Origin of the sequence: Bacillus cereus group sp. MYBK101-2, from assembly GCF_051918845.1 — a bacterium.
Classification (GTDB): Bacteria; Bacillota; Bacilli; order Bacillales; family Bacillaceae_G; genus Bacillus_A; species Bacillus_A paranthracis.
This window is the reverse complement of sequence record NZ_JBQAIE010000002.1, coordinates 650746-674943: the sequence shown is the minus strand read 5'-3', so window position 1 is coordinate 674943 and position 24198 is coordinate 650746. Positions and strand designations below refer to the sequence as shown.

Here is a 24198-nt window from a genome sequence, read left to right as displayed (position 1 = left end):
TATGCAATTATGCATATTCACACGTTTTATTACGATGTTATGATTTAATTTAGTTAAAGTACACGTATACCGAGGTGACTAACTTGAAATTTAAAGCGAAAAAAAATCCGTTTCACGTCATTTTTATTACATTATTTATCATGATTTTTTTCATTTCACTATTTTTCCAAAATGAAAATTCTATTTTTTTCACCCTCATGATGCTGCTAAATATCGTGAATCTTTCTTCATTCTATTTCTCTCACTATAACGTAACGGAATCATCTCTTTTCGTAAAACATGGTTTCATACTGCGTACTGAAATTCCCTTTGAAGATATTCGCCACATTAAATACTCTGGTAAAAAACTTCATTCAAAGAAATGGACTAGACAGCAATTAGAAATCCATTATAATTTATTCGACTCTGTGACAACTTTCGTACCACAAGAAGAAGAAAAATTCATTGCACTTTTAAAAGCAAACTGCCCACATATGAAAATATTGAATATGTCTGCTAACAAATAATATATTTTGGCACTTACAGTAATAAAAAAACCAAGATTCTAAACAAAGAATCTTGGCGTTTTTATTACTCTTTCGGAGCAATCATTTTTTTCGGATCGACAATTTCATCAAATTGTTCTTCTGTTAGTAATCCAGATTGCAATGCTGCTTCTTTTAAAGTTAACCCTTCTTTATGAGCATGCTTCGCAATTTTCGCTGCATTTTCATATCCGATATGCGGGTTTAATGCAGTAACAAGCATTAATGAACGATTCACATTCTCTTTAATGACTTCTTCATCTGCTTCAATACCAACTGCACAATTATCATTAAATGAAACAATTGCATCTGCTAATAAGTGAGCAGATTGTAAGAAGTTATATGCAATAACAGGTTTAAATACATTTAACTCAAAATTGCCTTGGCTCGCTGCAAATCCGATTGTTGCGTCATTTCCCATTACTTGTGCTACAACCATCGTTAACGCTTCACTTTGCGTTGGATTTACTTTACCTGGCATAATAGAGCTTCCTGGCTCATTTGCTGGAATAATAATTTCTCCTAGCCCACTACGTGGACCACTTGCCAGCCAGCGCACATCGTTAGCGATCTTCATTAAATCCGCTGCTAATGCTTTCAATGCCCCATGCGTATATACAACTTCATCATGACTCGTTAATGCATGGAATTTATTTGGTGCAGACATAAATTGCTTACCTGTAAATTGGCTAATTTCCTCAGATACCATCTCACCAAATTTAGGATGGGCGTTTATACCTGTTCCAACTGCAGTACCACCAATCGCAAGCTCTTTCATATATGTATTGCTCTCTGCAATCATACGCTCTGTTTTTTCAAGCATACGGTGCCATCCACTAATTTCTTGTCCTAATGTTAACGGTGTCGCATCTTGTAAATGTGTACGACCAATTTTTATAATATGTTCAAATGCTTTTACTTTTTCTGCTAACGTTTCTTTTAATTTCGTAATTGCTGGTAACACGTGATTTTCTACTGCGAGTACACATGCTACATGAAGCGCAGTTGGGAAAGTATCATTTGAACTTTGAGACATGTTCACATCATCATTCGGATGAATATGTACGTCAAACCCTTTCTCTTTCAAAATTTGATTCCCTCGGTTTGCAATTACTTCATTCACATTCATGTTTGACTGCGTACCACTACCTGTTTGCCATACGACAAGTGGAAAATGTTCATTCCATTTCCCTGCTATCACTTCGTCAGCTGCTGTCACAATTGCTTCTGCTTTTTCTTCTGATAGCTTTCCTAATTTTTTATTAGTAAGTGCTGCACTCTTCTTTAAAATGGCAAATGCTTTTACAATTTCAAGCGGCATTTGCTCTGTTCCAATCGGGAAGTTTTCTTTACTACGTTGTGTTTGTGCTGCCCATAATTTATCAGCTGGAACTTTTATTTCTCCTATTGTATCTCTTTCAATTCTGTACTCCATTTTTTCATCCCCTTGAAAATAAAATACCTACATTTCTTATAATAACAGACTTCCCTTTAAATGATAAGAATTCTCACTCATATAAATAGATATTTTATATTTATTTTAAAAACTCCTCTTGACCTAAACTTAAGTTTAGGTTGTATTCTTTCCTTTGTAACCTACTATAACAATACTGGAGGAATTCAATATGAAAAAATATGCTTTCATAACAGTTGCAAATAAAGGAATTGGATATGAACTTGTTCGTCAATTAGCAGAAACAGATACAACAAAAAATTGCTAAATATGAGGATGAGATCACCTCTTCAACTCCTATTACAAAATAAAAAATCACCTTCTACAACACGTAGAAGGTGATTTTTTATTTATGATGCTTCTTTTCCTTTTTCAGCATCATCTACATACCAAATGAACTTGCCTGTATATCCGTAAATAACTGCTAAAATTAACGATACGAAGCTTAACCACATAAATGGAATGTATGATATCGTCGCAACACCTAAAATACCAGCCATAAAAATACCGTTATCCGACCATGGAACCATACCTGAAGTTAATGTTCCACCTACTTCTGAGTTACGCGCTAATACGCGGCGGTCGATTTTTAGTTTATCATAACTTTCTTGCATAATTTTCGGTGTTAAAATAAGTGATACGTACATCGCACAGCCAAATATGTTCGCTAAAAATGCAACGATTAATGTAGATAATGTTACATTACCAGCAGAATTTAATTTCTTTTCGAATTTTGATACGATTACTTTTAAAACACCTAATTTTTCAAGTAATCCACCAAACCCTAAACCAAAAATAATTACGGCTACTGAACCGAGCATACCGTTAATTCCGCCACGGTTTAATAACTTATCGACAAACTCAACGCCTGATTGAATTGAGAATCCGTTATATGCTGTTCCAATTGCGTCTCCAAAGTGCATTCCTTGGAAAACAGTTGCCCAAATTGCGCCAAGTAAAGCTCCCATTGCAATTGTAGGCATAGAAGGCTTCTTCATTGCTAATAGTACAATGACAATAATCGCCGGAACTAACATCCATATTTTAATATCAAAGTGTTTTAATAATGATTCCTTTAAAAATTCTACTCGATTTAAATCTACGTTATCTCCGCCATACATCCAACCAGCTACAGTAAACATAATGCTAGTAATAATATACGCTGGAACGTCTAATACAAGCATAGCTCGTACGTGTGCAATAACATCTACTTTTGCCATAGATGCTGCAAGTACTGTACTATCAGAAAGTGGCGATAATTTATCCCCGAAATAAGCACCTGAAAGAACTGCACCAGCAACAAGTGGTAATGGTAACCCAAGACCTTCACCAATCGCCATCATTGCAATACCTGCTGTTCCAACTGTTCCCCATGATGTTCCTGTCGCGATAGAAGTTATCGAACAAATAATTAATGTTGCTAATAGGAATATGCTAGGGTGAATAAATTCTAATCCATAATAAATTAATGTTGGTACTATCCCACCAGCAATCCATGTTCCAATTAAAGCACCTACTGCAACTAAAATGAGTATTGCTTCTAATCCGTTAGAAATCCCTTTCGTAATTGCATCTTGCAATTCTTGATAACGAAATCCTAATCTTAATCCAAGCGCAATTACTAAAAACCATGAAATAAATAGCGCTAATTGAATTGGGAGATCAAAAATCGTTTGGAAGGAAAAGACAACAGCAAGAAATAATAATAAAAGAACTATGATTTCTAGCATCGATGGTAATCTTACACTTTTCATTTTTTTCTCTCCTTACAAGTCGATAACATGACGTGTGTCGTCTTACATGTATGTAATATACAATTAGCGAAGACAAAACAAAATTTTCATATTATTTCGATTTATTTTTCCAGTATAATATATTGGACACCTTTTCTATTGTAAAAGTAGATGCTACTTTTCGCAATGGAAAATATAAAAAATGTTACATTTTTTATATTTAACAATCAAAGGGTAACTTTTTTAATATTTGCCAACATAAAACTTTTTACTATTATCCTCACCGTTTAAAGGAATATCGTTATTCCCCACACAAAAAAGCACGCATCATTCAAATGATGCATGCTCCACTTTTATTTATACATATTTTGTATTTCTTCTTTATTTTTAAGTATTTCCACAAACTTATCGCTACAACCTTTCGGAAATAATACGCCGAGTCCATATGAATGCTGGAACTGAAAATGAGGGTGCTTTGCTGTGACTTCATCCCAAAACTTATACACGCCGAAGTTTCGATCTTTCACCTCAATATCATGAAATAACACAATACCGTTATTCGCAAGTTTCGGTAACCATGTTTTATAATCATGAGAAACTGCTTCATACGTATGATAGCCATCAATATGCAACAAGTTTATCGTTCCATCTTGAAATTGATCAACGGCCTCATCGAAAGTAGAACGAATTAAATTACCTATATTGGGATAACTCGTATTTACGACTTTCTCTACGATTTGATAAACGCCTTCTCCATATGGACCTGTATGCCCATCTCCCGTCCAAGTATCTACAGCAAAACATTTTGTAGCTAATCCCCCATCCTTTACACCTTGACAAAAACTAAAAAAAGAAGCTCCTAAATGTGTACCTAACTCGACTAATACTTCTGGCTTTTCAAACCTTACTAAATCATATGCAAAGTCTAAATGCCCAATCCACGCCGTATTTGCCCGAATAAAATGGCTATAATTATCAAATTCAAATGTTGGTTTATGAGTAACCCAGCTCATCGCATATCTCCTTCTACCCATATTTTTAACAAACCAAATTACTCTTATCTTTATTTTTTTATCCTGTTGATTATGATTTAATTTTATAATTTTATCTCTCTTTATTTAACCTACTCACTTGTATCGTAAACGTAACTGAAAATACTATAATTCCTACTTCGCAGTACAGAAATTTCAGTTTATTTTTTATTCATTTCGTGATATATTGCATATTGTATACAATATATTTTCTGAAAGGAGGACTCTATACATGATGGATCCAAATCGTTTAAAAGGAATCATTATGGTTGTCATCGGTGCTTGTTTATGGGGCTTGTCCGGAACAGCTGCACAACAACTTTTTCAATATGACAATATTTCTACTGAATGGTTAGTTACAATTCGATTGCTTATATCGGGCGTTATCTTACTCATTATTTCATCATTCGGAACGAGAAAAAAAGAAATATTCAGCATATGGAAACAAAGATCTGATGCTACTAAAATGATATTGTTTGGCCTATTCGGTATGCTTGCTGTACAATACACGTACTTCGCTTCTATTAAAGAAGGAAATGCTGCCGTTGCAACATTATTGCAATATTTAGCTCCTATATTTATTACTATATACTTACTTTTCAAATGGAACGTTCGTCCATCAAAAATTGATTTTATTTCAATTACCCTTTCATTAGTAGGTACTTTCCTCTTACTAACAAACGGGTCTGTGCATAACTTAGCTGTTTCTACACCAGCTATTATTTGGGGGATTTTATCTGGATTATCTCTCGCTTTTTATAGTTTATATTCAAAGGGATTACTAGAAAGATGGTCTTCCTCTGTTATCGTTGGATGGGGCATGATTATTGGGGGTATGGGTGTAACGATTGTACACTTTATTTCTACGAAAGAATTTATTTTATTATCAACTGTGAAATATGTAAAATTAAGTACTCTACCGCTCATCACATTTGTCGTCATTTTTGGGACACTTATTGCCTTTTATTTATACTTAGACAGCATACGATACTTAACCCCGAAAGAAACGACATTATTCGGTTGTACAGAACCACTCGCAGCTATTATTTCTTCTGTACTTATATTACATGTACCATTTCAATCTTTTCAGTTATTAGGGGCCCTTTGTGTCATTGTAATGGTGCTTATCTTAAGCCAAAAACCGGATGAAGGGAAACCCAAATTAAAGCTTGTTCATGAGAAAAAGGAAAATATACAATGAAAGGATTGAATTCACTATGCCTATCCCTCAAAATAATAAAAAACTAGGAAGAGTTTCAGCAAAATCACTCGTTTTAAATCAACTACAAGATTGGATTATTGAAGGTGTACTGAAGCCCAATGAAAAAATTAATGATGGGGAACTGGCTGAAGCACTAGGAGTAAGCAGAACACCTGTAAGAGAAGCGCTTCAAATATTAGAGCTTTCTGGATTAGTGGAAATGGTACCTGGACAAAAAACAAAAATTGCTCCTATTCAGTTAGACGACATTCCGATCATTTATGAAACGATGGCTGGTCTTCACTCTATTATAGGAAAACAAGCACTTCAAAACATTACAGACGCTGATCTGAAGCTACTTTCTGAAATAAATGATGACTTTCAGTACTCTATAGAGAAAGAAAACACAAAACAAGCTTTACAACTAGATATACAATTTCACAATACCATTTCTTCTATTGCTAAAAATCAATATATTGAACCCTTTCTAGAAAATATGCAACTTCACGTCTTACGCCTTGAATATTTATTTTTCCAAAACTTTGTTCCAGCAAGTCAATCTATTGAAGAACATCACTCTATCATTCAAGCACTACAGAAGCAGGATGAAAAACAAATGGAACAAATGATGACTCAAAACTGGCTCCGTCCAATGAAAGAAATACAAAAAATAATTTCTACGAAATAAAAAGAGAGCTGGCTACACAAAATCGTAACCAGCTCTCTTTTTACTAATATATATAGCTACGCCTGAATATCTGCATAATCTTCCATATCTTCGTACTCTTTTTCCAATTCCTCTAAAGACAGCTCGTATAATTGTCGGTCGCGAATTTTAAACACACCTGCTCCAATTAACTCATCGATTAAATGCCTCTTACGATTTTCAACAGCAAAACGGAGTTGACTACTCATCTTTTAAAAAACTCCTTTCTACGATCGTCGAAAATGATAATCTTTATCAATTACCACTTTTGATTATAAAAGATGACTCTTTATAAGTAAAGTAATTTCATGAAATATTTACCTTGCAAAGTATTTGTGGCCACATTATATATATGTATGTCGTGCGAAAAATGTTATGACACTTTTTCTTATCCTTTTTCTTTCATACTTTGCAAGTTGTCTCACTATGATTAAATTCACCATCTATCTCTACTTGAATGGTGACATGTTCTACATGAAACTTCTCTTTTAATACGTCCGTAGCCTCTTTTAATACACTTTGCGTTTCATTTCCTTTAATAATCAAATGGCAAGTTAATATTTGAAAATCCGATGTGACAGACCATATGTGCAAATCATGAACTTCTTTTACAACCGGAATATTTAATAATGTACTTTTTACCTCTTCAACATTTATGTGTTGTGGTGCACCTTCCATTAATATATGGACCGTATCACGTGTTACACGCCATCCACTAATAATGACTAAAATAGACACAAGAATACTAGCAATCGCATCTGCAGCAGTCCATCCGAAAAATTTAATACATAGCGCTGCAATAATTGCTCCGACTGATCCTAATAGATCACCTAATACGTGTAAGAAAGCACTTCTTAAATTCAAATTACCTTTCACATCTCCGCCTCTCATTAATATCCAAGCTGATAAAATATTAATAAGCAGACCAAGTACAGCAATAATGAGCATCCCATTACTAGCAATCTCAACTGGTTCTTTAAAACGGCGAATTGCTTCAATAAAAATGTATACTGAAATGACTATAAGAACGACGCCGTTACATAATGCCGCTAACATTTCGATTCGCTTATACCCATATGTTTTCGCAGCTGTTGCTGTTTTTTCTCCAAGCTTAAACGCAAGTAAACTTAGCGCTAACGATACCGCATCACTTAGCATATGCCCCGCGTCAGATAGTAGTGCTAAGCTATTTGTTACAAATCCCCCAATAACTTCAGCAATCATAAAACTTGTTGTTAGTAAAAATGCAAGTAATAACGCTTTTTTATTATTAGAATTACCATGATTATGTGAATGTCCCATACTAAGGCTCCTTTAAGGATAATATCTGTACATTAGTATGAAACAAACTCCCCATTTTTATCCCGCTTCCTCTGTATACACACTTCGCTACATTTCAAACAAGTCCTTTTTCTCAACAAAAAATAAGACTACTTCTTTTTCGGCTTCATATTGTTTACTAATGAAAGAATTTTTAAGGAGGTTTCTGAAATGAAACGTTTATTTCTCTGTATGGAACGTGAACTTGTTGTAGTGAAAGAACGATATGGTAACTATGAAGCGGCGTATCACTTACAAAATATGCAGCCTACTTGTATCGCTGTTGATCCATTTCAAAAGAATCGTGTATATTGCGGCACTTTTGGACGAGGTCTCTGGTTAAGTGACGATAGCGGAGATTCATGGAGACCAATTGGAGATTCTTATCGTTACTTTGATTTTCCAAAAGAAGATGGTATTTTACATTCTTCGATCACTTCCATTACGATAAGCCCGAATGAACAAGTTAACGGATATGGCGTCGTTTATGTCGGCACAGAACCGAGCGCTTTATTCCGTTCAGAAAATGGTGGGGAAACGTGGACGGAACTAAAAAATATGAAATCATTATTATCTTCTTATACGTGGGCTTTCCCGCCTAGACCTTTTACTCATCACGTACGCTGGATTACAGTTGATCCAAACAATCCAAATACAATCCACGTTTCAATTGAAGCTGGTGCTGTTATTCAAAGTAATGATAGAGGGCATACATGGATGGATAAAAAATTCGGTGCTCCTATCGATGCTCATCAATTGCTTATGCACCCTGAAGCTCCAAATCGCCTTTATGCATCATGTGGTGACGGATTTATGGGCGGACCTGATCGCGCATACCTCGAAAGTTATAACAGCGGAAACAGCTGGATTTCATGCAGCGAAGGACTTGAACATCATTATTTATACAGCATGGCTATCGATCCAGCTGATTGTGATACAATTCTCGTTTCTGCCGCACCAAGCGCTGACCTCGCTCATCACCGTATTCCTTATGAATCTTATATTTATCGTAAAACGAAAGATACTCCGTTCCAGCAAGTACAGCAAGGTCTACCATCAGCAATCGGTACAGTCATTTCAATGTTTGCGACAAATCCAGCAGAACCACATACGTTTTACACTTTAAATAACAATGGCGTATTTCAATCCACTGATAGCGGCGAATCGTGGGAACAGCTAAACATTCCATGGAAAGATGAGTATAAAACACAACACCCGCATGCTTTACTTGTTACTAGTTCTTAAGGAGAAAAAGACTGCCTAATCGTTTTAGGCAGTCTTTCTTTTATTTCTTTAAATCAATTACGATATCATCTAATACAATATCTTGACTTTTCGCTTCTTTTTTCGGTACTTCTATTTTCTTCTCTTTCCCATTCACATACTCCACTCCACCATGATTTTCAGGTGTATGCACTCGTAAGTGTACGCGAGGTGTAACGATAAGTTTTGTTGCATTTTCATTTAACTTTTGGAATGTGGAACTCCAACTACTTTTGTGCGGTTCTGCTACTGTACTACTTCCGCCATTTCCTTCACCAGCATAATGATTTCCTAAATCATCTTTTATTTCTAATTCCACATCAGCGCTATCCCATATACTTCTTAATACTTTAGATTCTTCCTGATTGAAAAAAACGATAAATGACATCGGAGTTACTTCCATTTTGTCTATATTTACTTTTATTAATTCATTTTCAGAAACCCCATTAACCTTTACTTCTTTACTATCCATTGCTTTTAAACTAAGTGCGAAATTCCAGTTTCCCTTTATTACATTACCTTCATAATCCAACTCAATTGCCTCTATATCCCACCAAACATTTGCAACATCTAATCTTTCACTACCATGACCACTCATCGTAGTCATACCTACATATTTCCCCTCTCCAACTTTTGTAACGTTTGAACTACCTCCTCCGCCATTAAAGCCCCTAACTTGCGGACTTCCAAATGGGAACGGCTTCTCTCCTAAATCTTTTTCGCTTTCAATAGAATATGTGATTGTAATTGTTCTACCATCAAACACAGCATCATTAATGGTAACCTTAACCCCATTACTCTCCCTCGTCATATTCAATTCAGTCGAAAACTCTTTATAATTTTCATATAACCCTGTTCTACCATTATCTAAAAATCGGAATATATCACCTACAATTGGCAATCCCCCAGCATATGTAGGAAACCCGATACCGAGCGTTGCAACTGATAATCCTACTAAAATAGATGCAGCAGCGACACCTTTTTTCCAACTTTTTATCTTTTTCTTCGTACGAATAGATTGTTTTAAGTTGCGCTTCACTTTTTCTTTTTCAATTTCAGAAGCCTCAATTTCCTCAAATTCTTTTTCATCTATATCAATATCATTTAATAGTTCATAAATGTCTTTCATATGGCACTACCTCCAAAACTAATATTCGTAGCATTTTGTTGTAGTTTCTTTTTCCCCCGGTACACTCGATTATCGATCGCTGCCCGGGTTAACCCTAACTTGTCACCTATTTCCTCTGTCTTCATACCGAGTAAATATTTCATAATGAACACTTTTTGATCTAACGGTTCTAATTGATTAATAAGCATCAATAATTCTTCTCTATCTTCCATAACAATTAATTCATCTTCCGCTGACTTTTCCGTACTAATATGAAACTCATCCGAAATAATTTCTACTTTTTTAGTTGCCTTCCGGTAATAATCAATTGCTTTAAACTTCGCAATCGCTGCAATCCATTTTTTAAAATCACTCGGCTCCCCATGAAATTTATTTGCGTTATTCCAAATGGAAAGAAATATATCATTTACACATTCCTCTATTAATCCATCATTTTGAACTGGAAAAAGAACTTTATGCGTGATTCCCTTGATGAGTGGTAAATATGTATCGACAACAAATTCTAGCGCATCTTCTTTTTGTCGCTGTAATCTTTTTATATAATTTTTCTCATTTGATTTCATGTAGCGATTCCCCTTATTTTTTTGTAAAAGCTTTTACACCCTATATAACGTCTAAAAAAATATTTTCTCTCATCTTTTTATTATTTTTTGTATGTAATGGAATACTTTCCCTTAGACATTGTCTCACATAACTATGCATTCAAAGAAAATTTTCTCAAGTCTGCAATTTGATTCATGTAGTACACTATTTATATAGTCATTCTTTAACTTAGTGTATATTTTATTTCGTTAATCTACTTTTAAAAATTAGGAGATGAGATGTGTATGTGCGGAATTACAGGTTGGGTAAATTGGAATAAGGATCTTTCCAATGAACATGTTATTTTAGAAAAGATGGCAAATCGTATTCAGCATCGTGGTCCTGATGCTGAAGGTTTTTGGTTTTCGCCTCGTGCGGCCTTTGCACACCGGCGTTTAATTGTAATTGATCCAGAAGGCGGGACGCAGCCGAAGACATTTCGTGCTGGTGATTATACGTATGCTCTTACTTATAATGGAGAAATTTATAATTTTCGTGAGCTGAGGGAACAACTTCAAAGATGTGGTCATTCATTTGAAACGCATTCAGATACAGAAGTGTTACTACATTCGTATTTAGAATGGAAAGAAGACTGCGTACAACATTTAAACGGCATTTTCGCTTTCGCCTTATGGGATGATCAGAAGCAACAACTGTTTTTAGCACGTGATCATTTAGGCGTAAAACCACTCTTTTATACAGAAAGAAATGACAGCATTATTTTCGGATCTGAAATAAAAGCATTATTAGCACATCCATCTGTCCCTGCTGAAATTGATGCGGATGGAATAAATGAAATATTTGGATTAGGCTTATTTCGAACTCCAGGATGTGGCGTCTTTAAACATATTGAAGAAGTGCGTGCTGGACATTCTATAACATTTACACGTGATAAAAAAGTAGTTACGAAGTATTGGAATTTAGAAAGTAAAGCTCATACAGACTCTACTGAAGATACAGCATCACATATTTTATCTATTTTACAAGATACAGTAAAAAGACAATTAATTGCCGATGTTCCTCTAGTCTGCATGTTATCAGGAGGATTAGATTCTAGCGGGATTACTGCACTAGCAGGGAAAGAATTTGCTGCTGAAAATAAAACACTTCATACGTATTCCGTTGACTTTGTAAATAGTGCAAAAGATTTCGAGCTGACATTTGCTCGCACTGGTTTAGACGCTCCTTGGGTAAAACGCGTTTCTGAACATGTAGGGACATCTCATCATGATATTATTGTGAATGCTGAAGAATTAGCAAATCACTTATTCGTTCCCCTCCGTGCAAAAGATTTACCGAGTGCTGGTGAAATGGAAACTTCACTATATTTACTATTTTGCGAAATGAAAAAAGATGCGACCGTAGCTTTATCCGGCGAATCTGCTGATGAAGTATTCGGTGGATACCCTTGGTTTCATCAAGAGGAATTACTATATGTAGATAAGTTTCCGTGGCTAACAAATTGGAAGAATACATCTCCTCTTCTACTAAATGAAGTAAGTAACCAATGTAATCTAGAAAACTATATTGATACACGATTCCAAGAAGCGATACTTGAAGTACCTACTCTTGAAGGCGAAAGTAAAAAATCCGCGAAACAACGTCAAATGTTTTATTTATTTTTAACGAGATTTCTTCCATTCTTACTTGACCGTAAAGACCGTATGAGTATGGCTGTAGGATTTGAAGTTCGTGTACCGTTTTGCGATTATCGATTAGTTGAATATTTATGGAACGTTCCTTTCAACATAAAAAGCATTGATAATATTGAAAAAGGCATTTTACGTAGAGCATTAAAGCCTGCTTTACCTGACGATGTACGGAATAGAAGAAAAAGTGCGTATCCAACTTCACAAGACCCACATTATTTACAAACAATCCGTCATTTATCACTCGACATGTGTAGTAATAAAAACAATCCTATTTTCTCACTTATTAATCATTCCACATTACTTGCTATTGCCAATCAAAGTAATAAAGAAATTAACAATTTCGAAGCAAGAAGTGCTATGGAGTATATGCTACAAGTAAATGAATGGTTAAAAACGTATCACATCCATATTGCTTAAAAAAAGGAGTTCAAGGATAAAAACCTTGAACTCCTTTTATATTAATTAGCACATCGTTTATTTTCAGTGTCAATGGACCATCCAATAATTGTGGCACAATCTCTACCTTTCCACTGCAGTACATTTGTTAATACTGGCTCAATCTGTAAGCAACTTCCGTCGTGTAATATTTCTATTAAAGATTGGTCATCATCAAACCTTCGTTTATCACACTCTAAAATACCGTCCGTTGCCATTACGATGTGATTCATTCCTTTTTCTAATCCTCTTACACCTGACGTAAAGCAAGGTGTATTTGCTGCAAAAATATTTTTCCTACCAATATATTCGTAATTCTTCCGTTTATTTAATCGCCCTTTACCATTCTTCGTTTTCTCAGAATGGAATAAATATGCGAAGCAATCACCAACTGATAACCAATATAAAAATTCGCCTTTTCTCAAACAAATTAAACATGCAAGTTCTTCATCATCTTGATCACATTTTTCAATAAACAACTCATCTGTAAATAACGCTAATAAGTACATATGTGTATGATGAAAAGCTAAATGTATCGGGTAGGAAAATAACTCTTTTAGTTTCTCTTTTCTTTCTGAAATGGCTTCTATTATATAATCAATATTTTTTGTTTTGTGGTGTGTATCAAAAATCATAACAAATTCAAATTGTAATTCCGGATCCCACCAAGCAAGCACCGCATCTCCTCGTTCATATGCATCACTCTCTTGATTTCCCCCATATACGCCGACTGAAAGAGGACCACATTTTTCAACATGTATTTCATCTACATACATCTGTTCATGACTCATCCATTTGAATGTATTCACAGCTATCATCCTCTCTCTTGCTGAATGTATACCTTTACACATAGATTACCTTATATTTCAATAAAAATAAACTTTTTCAACATTTTTTATCCAAATAAAAGGATTTTACTTCTTTAATAGCGAATATATCTTATTATACGATATAAAAACAGGAGGATTTATTATGAAAGACATCAATCAACATTGGGAGAGTATTTATTATCACTTACGATACGAATATGAAGACAACCTTTCCCATCAAGCTATTCGTATTTTACAAATCGTTTCTCGTGAGAAAGATATAACAATTGGAAAAGTCGCTACTGAACTTACTCTCTCTCATAACACAGCGTCCGAGCACGTAAAACGCCTTATTCAAAAAGGATTTATTATGAAAGAAAGAAACAAACAAGATGAAAGAGTCGTAAACCTTACTTTAACGAAAGAAGGAATTGAAGTATTAGAAAAGCATACTTTACTAGATAAAGAAAAGATAAAAATATTAGAATCACAGTTATCAAAAGAAGAACAACAATTAATTGAAAAAGCTTTTTCATTATTAGCGAAGGAGGCAAAATATGCATTTCCTCGTTAAAGTAATCGTTTCGGCACTTATTATCGGTGTTATTACTGAAGTAGCTAAACATTATAGTACGATTGGCGGGTTTATTGCTGCCCTTCCTCTCGTAAGTTTACTGAGCCTATTTTGGATTTCTTTCGAAGGCGGGAACAAACAAGAATTAAGTCAATTTGCTATAGGTGTATTATATGGATTTCCTGCATCCGCACTACTATTATTTATCGTCTATATTGGTTTGAAAAATTCATTTACACTTAGTACATCTGTCCTACTCGGTATAGGTGTTTGGTGTATCGTTTTTGCTTGTCAAAAATTACTTCAATCTTAGTTAGGAGGGTTTACTATTTATAAATTTGTAGAGGTATTGGGGCAAACTATAGAAGTATATATGAAAGGAAGTAGTAAACAAACTGTAGTCATTCAAACCGGAATGACTTGCTCATTTTATGATTGGCTTCCTATTATAGAAAAGCTTTCACAGCACTTTACAGTCGTTTCCTACCATCGCCCAGGTTACGGAAAAAGTGAGCTAGGGAATCATTCACGTACTACATTACAAACAACAAAAGAACTTCATATGTTACTACAAAAACTAGATATTCACGAACCAATCATTCTAATCGGTCATTCCTATGGAGGTTTATGTGCACAACATTTTGCGATGTTATATGAAAATAAGCTACAATCACTTATTTTAGTTGATTCTACTTCTATGAACTTACACAGATTAGATGAACTTCATTTACCAATTTCTGATCAGACTGATTCGGATGATATGTGGCTTCAAAAATATAATACCTACTCCAAAATGGATGTAGAGATGCTTTCTAATGAACTAAAGACTATGCTAGCCGATCAATCAAGACAGCAAATTGAATTTTCTACCTCTCCTACATTATATAAAGCAACAGCTTCTGAACTATCGGAGTGGAAAAATTGTGCTCGCTCAATAAAAGAACTCTATAAAACAATAGAAGTACCTTTAATCGTTATCGGTAGAGACCCTCAATATTCTATTACTCAGTTGACTGAGGACGGCATGCAAAAAGAGGAAGCGACACAACTTGAAGCAATGTGGCAAGAACTGATTCATGAACAATTACAAATCTCAATAAACAGCCAATATATACTTGCCGAACATGCTGGTCATGGTATAGAAAATGATCGACCAGATATTATTATTGAAGCTGTTCAATCTGTACGAATAAAAAAAGGAAGCAACTAAAGCTGCTTCCTTACTTATCTATTCATAATCTTCTTCATCATCGATTTCTTCGTAATACGCATTCCCATTACTTACATATATAGGACCATTCGCAACGTCAATACGTAATACCCATGCCCATGGCACAGCTAAACGCTTATGTATTGCTCGCCAAAAGCTCATTGATTTTCTTTCGTACTCCTGGAACTCCTGAAGTAACTCTTTGTAGGAGGAACCGTCTAACTGAATATTTGCTTCTAACAAACGAGAATGGGCATAGTACTGCAGCTCTAGTTCAGCAGCAATTTCCATTTCTTCTTCCGTTGCCATACCAATAATTGTTCCATCTGGTGGTACAATTTCATATACGTTGTGAACTTCAATAAGCCCTTCTTTCTCTTTCTCAAACATGTAAACAGCCTCCTTTAACATATTTTTTATGTTACAAAGTCATACTTCTACAATAACTTCTCTCTTTCCTCTTTTTTTGATAAACTTTTACAAATTATTTATCTGATAATCTGTAGACTGTATTCTTTCAGCAGAAATGAAACAATTATTATCAAAAGTTAATTTATACACGTCAGGCATATGAAGGGTTTTCCAAAACTGAAGATCATATTTCGAGTCAAAATAATTCATAAGTAATACCATAATATTCCCATGAGTTCCTATTACAATATTCTTATCTTCATATTTTTTTAATATATTTTGAATACATATTACAGCACGCCTTTGCGCTACATCATTCGATTCTCCGCCTTCGTATGCAAAACTCCAATCTTCCCACACATTCTCGATAGCATCATTAAAATCTGCTACCGGCTCTGAACTTAATAACCTTTCTCGTAAATCTTCTTCTATTTGTATCGATACATCATATGTATTCGCAATTCCTTGTACAGTTTGAATTGCTCTTTTGTACGGGCTAGAAATCACAACATCAATATGTTTATCTTTTAGTAAGCGTGTTACATTCTCTGCATCTAAGTGCCCTTTTTCAGATAAAGGTCGCTCCCGTTCTTCTTTTGTATAGGTAGAATGGGCATGGCGAACGAAATATATTGTTGTCATTTATTCATCTCCTTTTTCCGTTTCTACCCAAATTCAATACATTATCATCAAATCCCTTTACTTTTACAATAAGTGCCGCCAAATTTAAATGTTGATTTTCATATTAATAAAAAGGAAACACCCCATATGGTATTTCCCTCATTTAAAATAGACTACATTCAATTAAATACTTTATCAATTTTATTTCTGTCGTATTCTAGGTGGTCTAAGTTCTAAATTTGGAAACGTTTCAAGCATATACTCCTTCAACCTCATCTTAACACCTACCTTTAATAGCATCTTGTTTACATAATAAAATTATTCTATTATAATTTATTTCTAAACTCCTCACTTGTTATAATATCTCGAATAAAATAGTCTACATTATTTCTCAACTTTTGATATGCAATTTGATCTTCTATATCGTTAAACATAATGACAGCTTCTACTTTATTCCCTTTCTTATCTGTAGTATACAAGCTTTTTGTCAATACGAATGCGGTAGAACCACCTTTTTGACCAGCATATTCGAACTTATTATTTTTAACTGTTCCTTTGAAAATGTTCTCGATTTCTTCTTGCATTGATTTTGGAAAATACTTTCTACTATTTATCTTTTCCATTATACTCATATAATCTTTAGCATTTGCACCCACTAATCGATCTGACCAAATTCGCTGAAATTCCATATCTACCTTTAATGGGATATCCCGCTTTTTCCATTCTTCTTCGTCTTTCATCCATTCATGTATTTGTAACACATGTTGATTATACTCATCCTGTGACATGTTACGTATCTTTTCTAACGATTGATTTTCTGGCTCATGAAGCTCTTTTTCTACATACCCTCTCATATATAATGAAGCAGTATATGAAGAGAACTTGTCATGACTGGTAAGCTCTAACTCTTTTATACTTTCATTTACTCTTTCTATTCCAAGCTTATCTAACAAATATGTTGTATTTGCATTAGAACTATAATGAATCCTGCAACAATTCCTATAATTTTTAATATGTTCACAATATACCCCCTCTCATATATTCCCTTCTATATTATAATTATAACGAATCTAATTACAAAATTATACAAAATAGAATAACTCTTCCTAAAAAGGAAGAGTTATTCTATTTCACATGAAGTTATTTGCCCATTTAACGTAACGACTATATTTGAGTCGCCACTTTCTTTAACACCTTTTATTCGATTTAAGTTAGGGGGACCAATTACAACTGACTCCTTAATTGGCGAAAGGTCCTTCTCTAATTTTTCTGCACTTACACCGTATGCAGCTTGAAATACTTCTGGCGGTGTTAATCTAAGTATGTCTGATCCTTCTGCTGTTTCAAACTGATCGTTATTAAAGAACAAATGTAAGTGTACTTCTTCTGTTACCGCTGTGATCCAATGCCACCATCCCATTGGAATAAAGACAGTTTGCCCCGCTTTTACATGATAATTTTGCAATTGATTCGTTTCCGGATTTAAGATGGATGTAACTGCTTCTCCTGATACAACAACATCCAATTCCCACGCATTCGGATGCCAATGCGGTTCTCGCATATGTCCTTTTGTCATAAATAAATCAACAAATGCTCCACCTATCATCGCTGGTAACTGCGTTGACGTAACTTCATATGCAACGTTTTTCTCATCCCTCTTAAAAAAGATATTTTTTCTTGAATCAAAAAAAAGATTTGGAGTTCCTGAACTTTTCTTTAAATTTTTATTATCTGGAACATAACCTGAACTACTCATTTTATCCCTCTTTTCCACTCCGAACATTTCGGCTTTCACACTGTATCGTATGGAAAAAATGTATGAATGTGCCTATCATTCACATAACAAAAAAACATGCCTCATAATGAGAACATGCTTTGTGATATCCTTCACATTATTTAGCTAAAAATAAACTTTTTACTTACCATGATGTAACATTAAATCACTAAGTTCTTCTTCAATGTGATTTAATTTCGCAACGCCTTCTTTCCATTTATGAATATAACGTGAAACCCCAACAAAAAACAAAACAATAATTGTGGAAAGAATAATACCATATACGATTGCTACAGTACTCATAGTTACACTTCCTTATAATTAGTAATGTGGTTATTAGTTATATTTTTATTATAAACCTTTTTCTTTTAAAATACTTCGATTTCAACTTTTTGTAACAAAATTGATTTTTCTAATAATAGTACATAACATTATAATACTAGAAGAAATCTCTTTCTGATTCCTTCTAGCGTTATAATTGAAAGAACTAAAACTCTCATTCATAGTCCTTTTACTTTACACCGACTGAAACTGTTTCTGGCAATGTGCTACCACCATCAATGACAATGTGTGTACCTGTTATGTAGCTTGATTCATCGGATGCTAAAAAACCTGCTAACTGACCTACTTCTTCAATTTTCCCTAAACGTCCTAAAGGAACACCTGAAGCAATTCCATCGATTACATTACTCGGCTCATTTGGATCAGATTCATTTGCTATTTGCTCTGCCATTGGTGTCATAATGTAACCTGGACAAATTGCGTTTACAGTAATATGATGTTTTGCAACTTCTCGTGCTAATGCTTTTGTAAATCCCCAAATTGCTGCTTTCGTCGTTGCATATGCAGTTTCACCTTCATCAGCAACCAATGTTCCTGTTACAGAAGACATATTCACAATCTTTCCGTAACTTTTCTCAATCATATATGGCAATACCGCTTTAGAAAAATTCCATACCCCATTAATATTTACTTGAAATTGAAAATCACGCATTTCATCTGACATATCTAAAAAATTTGCAAGTCGAATAACACCGGCGTTATTTACTAACACATCAATCTTTCCGTACTTCTCATATGCATCTTTCACTACTTCTTTAACAGCATTCATATCAGCTACATCGACTACATAACTCGCAGCATCTAACCCTTTACTTACGATATTTTTGGCAGTTTCATGAACTGTCTCTGAAATATCAACAAGTAATACTTTCGCCCCTAGCTCTGCAAATACATGTGCAATTCCAGCTCCGTTCCCCATCGCAGCTCCTGTAACAAAAGCGACCTTACCATCTAATTTTCCCATTTTATAACCCCCTTATAAAATATATAACGTCTTTACATTTTTATCATACCAAATATTCCCTCTCATTCTTTACAAAGCTCCATTTGTTAAAAAACGTTCAAAAAAAGAAAATTTTTCACAAATTATACAAAAGTTCACCATATGTACTATTATCATATGAGTTATATTATTTAATAGGAAAAAGGGGATGATATACTATGACGACTTGGTTTATTGTTATGTTAGTTGTATTTGGGGCATTTAAAATTATCGTTTCGAGCCTTCCTAACACTGTTATTGAATCCATTATTAGCAAGTACGAAACACATCCGCAACTGGAAGAAGAGAATGCGACTGTTACAATCAATGGAAATAACTTAGAAGGCGAACAAAAATCCAAAATTATTCATGATTTTAACGAAGGTTTATTTTTAGATCGCTATTACGCACCGCCACATAATGAGGGTACGCCTCTAATTATTAATGCAAAACGCGGCAAAAAAGATTTTACATTTTATATTTATAGTCATGAAGAGCATGTTGATGTTGTAAAGCAATATAAAAAGAAGGTCGTTGCTTATAGTTTACGCTCTAAAAACCTTCAAAATAGTGATATGTTCGTGTCAGCTGATTTAGCTTAATACTCATATATAAAAAGGAATCCATGGCATATGGATTCCTTTTTACTATTTACTGAAAAATAAGCTCTGTCTTCAAACTATCTTTTGGTAACAGCCATCCTTTTTGTTCTAAACTCTTCATTAATAATTCTCTTTTTTCTTTTGCTATACTTTCCTCATTTGTTTTAAACGACACTTCTATTACGAAATCATCTTCTATTTTCCCTGTATTACTTAGTGGCCAAACTTCAATATTCGTTTTACTATTTTCAAACTCCCCTGTATACCTTTTCATTAATACCGGACCGTAAATACGGGAATCCCTTAACATCTCTTCTCCCCAATTCGTATACAACCATTTGTTCATTTTCCCCGGTAACTTTTCTACTAACATGTTTTGAGCAGCTTTTTCGTTTGGTAAATCAAGTACTCCATATCCTTTCGCACTGTAACTTTTCTTATTTGAAATACTTAACGTTTTCTTTTCAAATCCCCAGTCTATTTCCGCCTCATAACTATCCGTATTACTATCGAATCCTTCTTTTTTAGCTACTTCTAGTGCATCTTGAATTACACCATTTGGAATAGGATATCTTTTTTTATATGTTAGCTCAAAATCTTTACTAAATTCTTTCTTTCGTATTCTGGCAAACCAGCCTTCATTACTTAAATTTTTATTTGCAGTATCTAAAAACTGTACTTGTATTCTTTCATAATTTGTACCAGCCTGGAAATGCTCTAGTACATCTTGCTTCATCTCTTTGTTAGGACCTAGTACTTGTTCTGGCTTTAATAATAACTTCACTTCAAAACTAGGTGTCATTGGACTAGCGGCAAATCCTTCCTTAACGTTATAAAGGAAACAACAAAAGAAAATACTTACGAATACAAATACGCTTTTCATATACCTATCCCCTTTACATTTCAAATGACTTCTATTCGTTCCATAGTAAGTGAATATACATTTTCATACCCTGCGGTGCTAAGCTTTTTCTGTAATCGATCCGTATCCTCTTTCAAAGCGTGTACTAACACCGTATGTTCTGGTGATAATGTATTTAACATCTCTTTCACATCTCTTATACTTTGGTGAACTTTATATGGAACTCGCTTCACCCTACATTCTTTACCTACACGTTCCTTCAAAACTTTTTCTGCAAAACTCCCTTTCGCAATATGTCCAGTAAAGATAATAGAATTTCGCTTTTCATGCCGAAGTTGTTCATAATATAACTGTGCTCGCTTCGTTTGCATATTCGCATCACTCATTACAACTATTCCATAACTATGTTGCGCACCGCCGTCATCATCCATAACTATTATGTTTCTTTTTAAACTCTCCATTAGCTCTTCAAGTTCTTCATTATTTTTGATCCAATCTTTATATGCGAACATCTGTTGAAATCCATCCAAAATTTCTTGATCTACTATAATAGGGAGTTCTTTATATTTTTTATATAAATACAATACGATATCTTGCGCCCTACCAAGGGGGGGCAATGGTAGTAATGTTATCCCTTTATTCCCGGCGGCGCGTTCAATTTCTGTACATAGTTCGTTTATTCGTTCATGTTGCGAAACATCATCAGTATGATAAGCGGCATCTACGATTGCGACTTTTATATCGCCGTGCAACTTCTCAGGTAAATTCGCTCGTAGTATGTTAGACTCTGCTGAGTAATCGCCAGAATAGAATACATATGTATGACTCATATCCACTAAAAACCAAACAGCTCCTAATACATGCCCACTATACCCCCATTGAAAACGCAATGTAGGAGTAATCTGTACCCATTCATTCGGATTGCTAATCTCATCAATATATACATAATTTAAATCTTTTACATTTTGGTCGGTATAAGGTACATGCCATCCTTGCGCCAAATTGTAGTTTCTCCATTTTTCATAGTAAGCTGGGAGTTGCTCCTTCGTATAACGAGTTGTCCAGATTTTTTTCTTATATCCATACTTCGCTAATAAAGGTAAGCCCATCGTATGATCTTCATGAATATGTGACAAAAATACTGCATCTAAAAACGGTACAACTTCTCGTTCTATTTTTGGATAACTATCCTCATATGACCGATTAATACCACAATCAAATAATATTTTTGTCTCTTTATTTTTTACGAAATAGCAGGAACGACCGTATTCTCCCGCTCCTCCCCACACTTCTACCCTCATCATGCTACCCCTTTTCGTTTGTGCTCCATATGCTGCAGAAGTAATAAACATAGTGTTGTAAGTCCAACTGAAACGACAGCCATCGCCATTCCAATAGATACTTCTCCTTGTTCAAATTGAGCAAAAATAAATGTTGCTGACGTTTCTACCGATGGAGGTAGTACGAGAAGCGATGCTACTAACTCCCTTATCGAGATTGTAAATGTCATCGCCCATCCGGCAAGAATACCCGGGATGATAAGAGGGAATATTATTTTTCTAAAAATATACATATAATTCCCAGAAAAAATACTTCCTGCCTGCACGAGAGAATCATCAATTTGCCCGAGCGATGCTTTTACATACTGCACTGTATAAGGTAAAAAAAGAACAACGTACGTTACGATTACCATGACTGGTGTATTGTAAATGGACAGGGGCATATAGGGGGAATTCCAAAATAAAATAAGCCCTACAACCATTACGATTCCTGGTACCATGTTCGGTAACATACCGCACATATCCAGCCATTTTTCAGAGGACTTTTTCCCCTTTCGAATCATAAGTGCTAAAAAGACGCCAATCATAACAGCAATAATCGCTGTTATAAGTGAAAAAAGAAAACTGTTCCATAGAGCTTCTAATCCTGGAGATCCGATTGTAAATAATGCTTCATAATGACTCGTTGTAAAGTTATGTAACTGTAAGCCTCCGCCTCTTAATTTTGACAAAGAAGCAATCAGTATAGAAAAATACGGGATTCCAATTGATACGATTAATAAACCAATTACATAAACCCATGCTACAACGCGCACATATATAGACAAAGTGTACCTTTTAGATTTCACACCTTTTCCACTAACCATTGCATATGAATACTTTCGATTTAATACGTTTTGCATATACCAAATGAGCATACATGCACTAAGTAATAAAGAAGATAATGCTGTTGCACTACTAAAATCGATTGGCCAACTCGAAATAAATTTATGAATCTCTGATGTTAACACATGAAATCCGATTCTTCGTCCAAATGTAGCCGGTGTTCCAAATTCAGCAATCGTCTTTACGAAAATGAGTAAAGCACCCATTACATAACTTGATACTAATAACGGTAATATTATTTTTCTTAAACGATAGAAAAAGCTTCCGCCATGAACTGCTGCCGCTTCTTCTTTACTACTCCCAATTTGAAGTAATGTATTCTTCAACATGAAGTAAAGAAATGGGAATAAATGCAGACTCATAATTAAAACCATACCTCCTAAGCTAAAGAACGAAGATGAAACCGTCTTTAGCATCGGAAAAAACTGTTCAAAATATCCGTTCGGTTGCATGAACAAAATCCAGCCCATCGATCCAATATACGGCGGTGTCATAAATGGAATCATAAAAACAATATCTAACTTGCTATGCTTTCCAACATCTGTTTTGCTCATAATGAAAGCTAGTGGAAATGCAAAGATAGTTGCCCCTATTACTACGAGTACACCTAGAAGCATCGAATTCAGAAAAATTCCAGCTAATCCACCACTCTGCATCACTTCAAACGGCTTTAAAAAATTCCAACTACTATTTTCATATACACTAGAAAGTAAAATGAGAAAAAGCGGAATGACGATTAACATCGCCACAAGTAACAACGCTACCGTCATCCCAACTTGCCTTACTGATCCAAATCGATTTACCATGTAATCACCAT

The 24198-nt window shown here is 34.6% G+C and carries 25 protein-coding genes and 2 pseudogenes; 10 read left to right on the top strand and 17 right to left on the bottom strand.

Annotation, left to right across the window (positions count from 1 at the left end; all coding sequences use genetic code 11):
• Positions 1 to 83 precede the first annotated feature (83 nt).
• Positions 84 to 506 carry a PH domain-containing protein gene (locus ACTFSI_RS08880; RefSeq protein WP_000669079.1) on the top strand — a complete coding sequence of 141 codons (423 nt, stop codon included), beginning with the start codon at positions 84 to 86 and terminating at the stop codon, positions 504 to 506.
• 64 nt (positions 507 to 570) lie between these two features.
• Here the strand turns inward: ACTFSI_RS08880 and fumC are convergent, their stop codons facing one another.
• A complete protein-coding gene (fumC, locus tag ACTFSI_RS08875) occupies positions 571 to 1959 on the bottom strand; it encodes a class II fumarate hydratase (protein WP_000456601.1) in 1389 nt (462 codons plus the stop codon).
• A 190-nt stretch (positions 1960 to 2149) separates the two neighbouring features.
• On the opposite strand from fumC, the pseudogene ACTFSI_RS08870 reads away from it, so the two are divergent.
• Positions 2150 to 2227, top strand: a pseudogene (locus ACTFSI_RS08870) (SDR family NAD(P)-dependent oxidoreductase); the annotation flags it as partial.
• A gap of 100 nt (positions 2228 to 2327) precedes the next feature.
• Here ACTFSI_RS08870 and nhaC read toward each other — a convergent pair.
• Together nhaC and ACTFSI_RS08860 are read right to left on the bottom strand one after the other, a co-directional pair.
• Positions 2328 to 3731: a Na+/H+ antiporter NhaC gene (nhaC, locus tag ACTFSI_RS08865; protein ID WP_000843974.1), complete on the bottom strand. Its 1404-nt coding sequence runs from the start codon at positions 3729 to 3731 to the stop codon at positions 2328 to 2330.
• A 332-nt stretch (positions 3732 to 4063) separates the two neighbouring features.
• Complete coding sequence (locus ACTFSI_RS08860; protein ID WP_000119201.1) at positions 4064 to 4723, bottom strand: class I SAM-dependent methyltransferase; 660 nt, start codon at positions 4721 to 4723, stop codon at positions 4064 to 4066.
• 253 nt (positions 4724 to 4976) lie between these two features.
• Between ACTFSI_RS08860 and ACTFSI_RS08855 the strand changes: the two genes are divergently transcribed.
• The gene (locus ACTFSI_RS08855) at positions 4977 to 5942 is read left to right on the top strand and encodes a DMT family transporter (protein ID WP_440045350.1); all 966 of its coding nucleotides are present in this window, start codon (positions 4977 to 4979) and stop codon (positions 5940 to 5942) included.
• Between the two features lie 16 nt (positions 5943 to 5958).
• Positions 5959 to 6630: a GntR family transcriptional regulator gene (locus tag ACTFSI_RS08850; protein ID WP_070807286.1), complete on the top strand. Its 672-nt coding sequence runs from the start codon at positions 5959 to 5961 to the stop codon at positions 6628 to 6630.
• Positions 6631 to 6686: 56 nt separating this feature from the next.
• Here ACTFSI_RS08850 and fbpA read toward each other — a convergent pair whose 3' ends face one another.
• Positions 6687 to 6857 (bottom strand): Fur-regulated basic protein FbpA, encoded by a 171-nt coding sequence (gene fbpA / locus ACTFSI_RS08845; protein WP_000098301.1) that lies wholly within the window; start codon positions 6855 to 6857, stop codon positions 6687 to 6689.
• A gap of 193 nt (positions 6858 to 7050) precedes the next feature.
• Positions 7051 to 7950, bottom strand: a complete 900-nt coding sequence (locus ACTFSI_RS08840) for a cation diffusion facilitator family transporter (RefSeq protein ID WP_275894556.1) — start codon at positions 7948 to 7950, stop codon at positions 7051 to 7053.
• A gap of 189 nt (positions 7951 to 8139) precedes the next feature.
• Here ACTFSI_RS08840 and ACTFSI_RS08835 point away from each other — a divergent pair, with 189 nt between their 5' ends.
• The gene (locus tag ACTFSI_RS08835) at positions 8140 to 9213 is read left to right on the top strand and encodes a WD40/YVTN/BNR-like repeat-containing protein (protein WP_044790524.1); all 1074 of its coding nucleotides are present in this window, start codon (positions 8140 to 8142) and stop codon (positions 9211 to 9213) included.
• A gap of 40 nt (positions 9214 to 9253) precedes the next feature.
• Here ACTFSI_RS08835 and ACTFSI_RS08830 read toward each other — a convergent pair whose 3' ends face one another.
• Positions 9254 to 10360 (bottom strand): DUF4179 domain-containing protein, encoded by a 1107-nt coding sequence (locus tag ACTFSI_RS08830; protein WP_440045333.1) that lies wholly within the window; start codon positions 10358 to 10360, stop codon positions 9254 to 9256.
• Positions 10357 to 10923 (bottom strand): sigma-70 family RNA polymerase sigma factor, encoded by a 567-nt coding sequence (locus ACTFSI_RS08825; protein ID WP_139867874.1) that lies wholly within the window; start codon positions 10921 to 10923, stop codon positions 10357 to 10359. The genes ACTFSI_RS08830 and ACTFSI_RS08825 overlap by 4 nt, the downstream gene beginning before the upstream one ends.
• Before the next feature lie 264 nt (positions 10924 to 11187).
• On the opposite strand from ACTFSI_RS08825, the gene asnB reads away from it, so the two are divergent.
• A complete protein-coding gene (gene asnB, locus ACTFSI_RS08820) occupies positions 11188 to 13011 on the top strand; it encodes an asparagine synthase (glutamine-hydrolyzing) (RefSeq protein ID WP_440045332.1) in 1824 nt (607 codons plus the stop codon).
• A gap of 41 nt (positions 13012 to 13052) precedes the next feature.
• Here the strand turns inward: asnB and ACTFSI_RS08815 are convergent, their stop codons facing one another.
• Positions 13053 to 13880, bottom strand: coding sequence for a protein phosphatase 2C domain-containing protein (locus tag ACTFSI_RS08815; protein ID WP_016717104.1), 828 nt, complete (start codon positions 13878 to 13880; stop codon positions 13053 to 13055).
• A gap of 121 nt (positions 13881 to 14001) precedes the next feature.
• On the opposite strand from ACTFSI_RS08815, the gene ACTFSI_RS08810 reads away from it, so the two are divergent.
• The 3 genes from ACTFSI_RS08810 to ACTFSI_RS08800 are packed head-to-tail and all read left to right on the top strand — an operon-like array spanning position 14002 to position 15622.
• The gene (locus ACTFSI_RS08810; protein ID WP_000651930.1) at positions 14002 to 14412 is read left to right on the top strand and encodes a MarR family winged helix-turn-helix transcriptional regulator; all 411 of its coding nucleotides are present in this window, start codon (positions 14002 to 14004) and stop codon (positions 14410 to 14412) included.
• Positions 14396 to 14725 carry a DUF3147 family protein gene (locus tag ACTFSI_RS08805; protein ID WP_440045331.1) on the top strand — a complete coding sequence of 110 codons (330 nt, stop codon included), beginning with the start codon at positions 14396 to 14398 and terminating at the stop codon, positions 14723 to 14725. Before ACTFSI_RS08810 ends, ACTFSI_RS08805 begins: the two co-directional genes overlap by 17 nt.
• A gap of 36 nt (positions 14726 to 14761) precedes the next feature.
• Positions 14762 to 15622, top strand: a complete 861-nt coding sequence (locus ACTFSI_RS08800; protein ID WP_000531706.1) for an alpha/beta fold hydrolase — start codon at positions 14762 to 14764, stop codon at positions 15620 to 15622.
• Positions 15623 to 15640: 18 nt separating this feature from the next.
• Here ACTFSI_RS08800 and ACTFSI_RS08795 read toward each other — a convergent pair whose 3' ends face one another.
• From ACTFSI_RS08795 to ucpA, 6 genes and pseudogenes are all read right to left on the bottom strand, one after another.
• On the bottom strand, positions 15641 to 16012 hold the full coding sequence (locus tag ACTFSI_RS08795) for a hypothetical protein (RefSeq protein WP_000461775.1): 372 nt from the start codon (positions 16010 to 16012) through the stop codon (positions 15641 to 15643).
• 87 nt (positions 16013 to 16099) lie between these two features.
• On the bottom strand, positions 16100 to 16675 hold the full coding sequence (locus ACTFSI_RS08790) for a histidine phosphatase family protein (protein WP_138322214.1): 576 nt from the start codon (positions 16673 to 16675) through the stop codon (positions 16100 to 16102).
• A 305-nt stretch (positions 16676 to 16980) separates the two neighbouring features.
• Positions 16981 to 17640: pseudogene (locus tag ACTFSI_RS08785) on the bottom strand (serine hydrolase); the annotation flags it as partial.
• A 134-nt stretch (positions 17641 to 17774) separates the two neighbouring features.
• The gene (locus ACTFSI_RS08780; protein WP_138322215.1) at positions 17775 to 18410 is read right to left on the bottom strand and encodes a cupin domain-containing protein; all 636 of its coding nucleotides are present in this window, start codon (positions 18408 to 18410) and stop codon (positions 17775 to 17777) included.
• A 159-nt stretch (positions 18411 to 18569) separates the two neighbouring features.
• Positions 18570 to 18731: a hypothetical protein gene (locus ACTFSI_RS08775; protein WP_000108701.1), complete on the bottom strand. Its 162-nt coding sequence runs from the start codon at positions 18729 to 18731 to the stop codon at positions 18570 to 18572.
• Between the two features lie 208 nt (positions 18732 to 18939).
• Entirely contained in the window at positions 18940 to 19734 is a 795-nt protein-coding gene (gene ucpA / locus ACTFSI_RS08770; protein WP_042512953.1) for an SDR family oxidoreductase UcpA, read from the bottom strand.
• Positions 19735 to 19931: 197 nt separating this feature from the next.
• Here ucpA and ACTFSI_RS08765 point away from each other — a divergent pair, with 197 nt between their 5' ends.
• Complete coding sequence (locus ACTFSI_RS08765) at positions 19932 to 20354, top strand: YfmQ family protein (protein ID WP_000214597.1); 423 nt, start codon at positions 19932 to 19934, stop codon at positions 20352 to 20354.
• 49 nt (positions 20355 to 20403) lie between these two features.
• Here ACTFSI_RS08765 and ACTFSI_RS08760 read toward each other — a convergent pair whose 3' ends face one another.
• Genes ACTFSI_RS08760 through ACTFSI_RS08750 form a run of 3 tightly spaced genes read right to left on the bottom strand, consistent with a single transcriptional unit; the run spans position 20404 to position 24187 of the window.
• Positions 20404 to 21237, bottom strand: a complete 834-nt coding sequence (locus ACTFSI_RS08760) for a hypothetical protein (protein ID WP_000843592.1) — start codon at positions 21235 to 21237, stop codon at positions 20404 to 20406.
• A gap of 20 nt (positions 21238 to 21257) precedes the next feature.
• Entirely contained in the window at positions 21258 to 22520 is a 1263-nt protein-coding gene (locus tag ACTFSI_RS08755) for an MBL fold metallo-hydrolase (RefSeq protein WP_440045330.1), read from the bottom strand.
• Complete coding sequence (locus ACTFSI_RS08750) at positions 22517 to 24187, bottom strand: ABC transporter permease (protein ID WP_044790328.1); 1671 nt, start codon at positions 24185 to 24187, stop codon at positions 22517 to 22519. Before ACTFSI_RS08750 ends, ACTFSI_RS08755 begins: the two co-directional genes overlap by 4 nt.
• Positions 24188 to 24198 lie beyond the last annotated feature (11 nt).

Coding starts and splice junctions, on each gene's coding strand:
- ACTFSI_RS08840 (WP_275894556.1), bottom strand. CDS start 7,950: ATGGGACATTCACATAATCATGGTAATTCTAATAATAAAAAAGCGTTA.
- ACTFSI_RS08795 (WP_000461775.1), bottom strand. CDS start 16,012: ATGTTTGAGAAAGAGAAAGAAGGGCTTATTGAAGTTCACAACGTATAT.
- ACTFSI_RS08790 (WP_138322214.1), bottom strand. CDS start 16,675: ATGACAACAATATATTTCGTTCGCCATGCCCATTCTACCTATACAAAA.
- asnB (WP_440045332.1), top strand. CDS start 11,188: ATGTGCGGAATTACAGGTTGGGTAAATTGGAATAAGGATCTTTCCAAT.
- ACTFSI_RS08810 (WP_000651930.1), top strand. CDS start 14,002: ATGAAAGACATCAATCAACATTGGGAGAGTATTTATTATCACTTACGA.
- ACTFSI_RS08850 (WP_070807286.1), top strand. CDS start 5,959: ATGCCTATCCCTCAAAATAATAAAAAACTAGGAAGAGTTTCAGCAAAA.
- ACTFSI_RS08805 (WP_440045331.1), top strand. CDS start 14,396: ATGCATTTCCTCGTTAAAGTAATCGTTTCGGCACTTATTATCGGTGTT.
- fumC (WP_000456601.1), bottom strand. CDS start 1,959: ATGGAGTACAGAATTGAAAGAGATACAATAGGAGAAATAAAAGTTCCA.
- ucpA (WP_042512953.1), bottom strand. CDS start 19,734: ATGGGAAAATTAGATGGTAAGGTCGCTTTTGTTACAGGAGCTGCGATG.
- fbpA (WP_000098301.1), bottom strand. CDS start 6,857: ATGAGTAGTCAACTCCGTTTTGCTGTTGAAAATCGTAAGAGGCATTTA.
- ACTFSI_RS08830 (WP_440045333.1), bottom strand. CDS start 10,360: ATGAAAGACATTTATGAACTATTAAATGATATTGATATAGATGAAAAA.
- ACTFSI_RS08835 (WP_044790524.1), top strand. CDS start 8,140: ATGAAACGTTTATTTCTCTGTATGGAACGTGAACTTGTTGTAGTGAAA.
- ACTFSI_RS08755 (WP_440045330.1), bottom strand. CDS start 22,520: ATGATGAGGGTAGAAGTGTGGGGAGGAGCGGGAGAATACGGTCGTTCC.
- ACTFSI_RS08775 (WP_000108701.1), bottom strand. CDS start 18,731: ATGAGTACTGTAGCAATCGTATATGGTATTATTCTTTCCACAATTATT.
- ACTFSI_RS08780 (WP_138322215.1), bottom strand. CDS start 18,410: ATGAGTAGTTCAGGTTATGTTCCAGATAATAAAAATTTAAAGAAAAGT.
- ACTFSI_RS08760 (WP_000843592.1), bottom strand. CDS start 21,237: ATGAAAAGCGTATTTGTATTCGTAAGTATTTTCTTTTGTTGTTTCCTT.
- ACTFSI_RS08855 (WP_440045350.1), top strand. CDS start 4,977: ATGGATCCAAATCGTTTAAAAGGAATCATTATGGTTGTCATCGGTGCT.
- ACTFSI_RS08765 (WP_000214597.1), top strand. CDS start 19,932: ATGACGACTTGGTTTATTGTTATGTTAGTTGTATTTGGGGCATTTAAA.
- ACTFSI_RS08825 (WP_139867874.1), bottom strand. CDS start 10,923: ATGAAATCAAATGAGAAAAATTATATAAAAAGATTACAGCGACAAAAA.
- ACTFSI_RS08860 (WP_000119201.1), bottom strand. CDS start 4,723: ATGAGCTGGGTTACTCATAAACCAACATTTGAATTTGATAATTATAGC.
- ACTFSI_RS08750 (WP_044790328.1), bottom strand. CDS start 24,187: ATGGTAAATCGATTTGGATCAGTAAGGCAAGTTGGGATGACGGTAGCG.
- ACTFSI_RS08815 (WP_016717104.1), bottom strand. CDS start 13,880: ATGTGTAAAGGTATACATTCAGCAAGAGAGAGGATGATAGCTGTGAAT.
- nhaC (WP_000843974.1), bottom strand. CDS start 3,731: ATGAAAAGTGTAAGATTACCATCGATGCTAGAAATCATAGTTCTTTTA.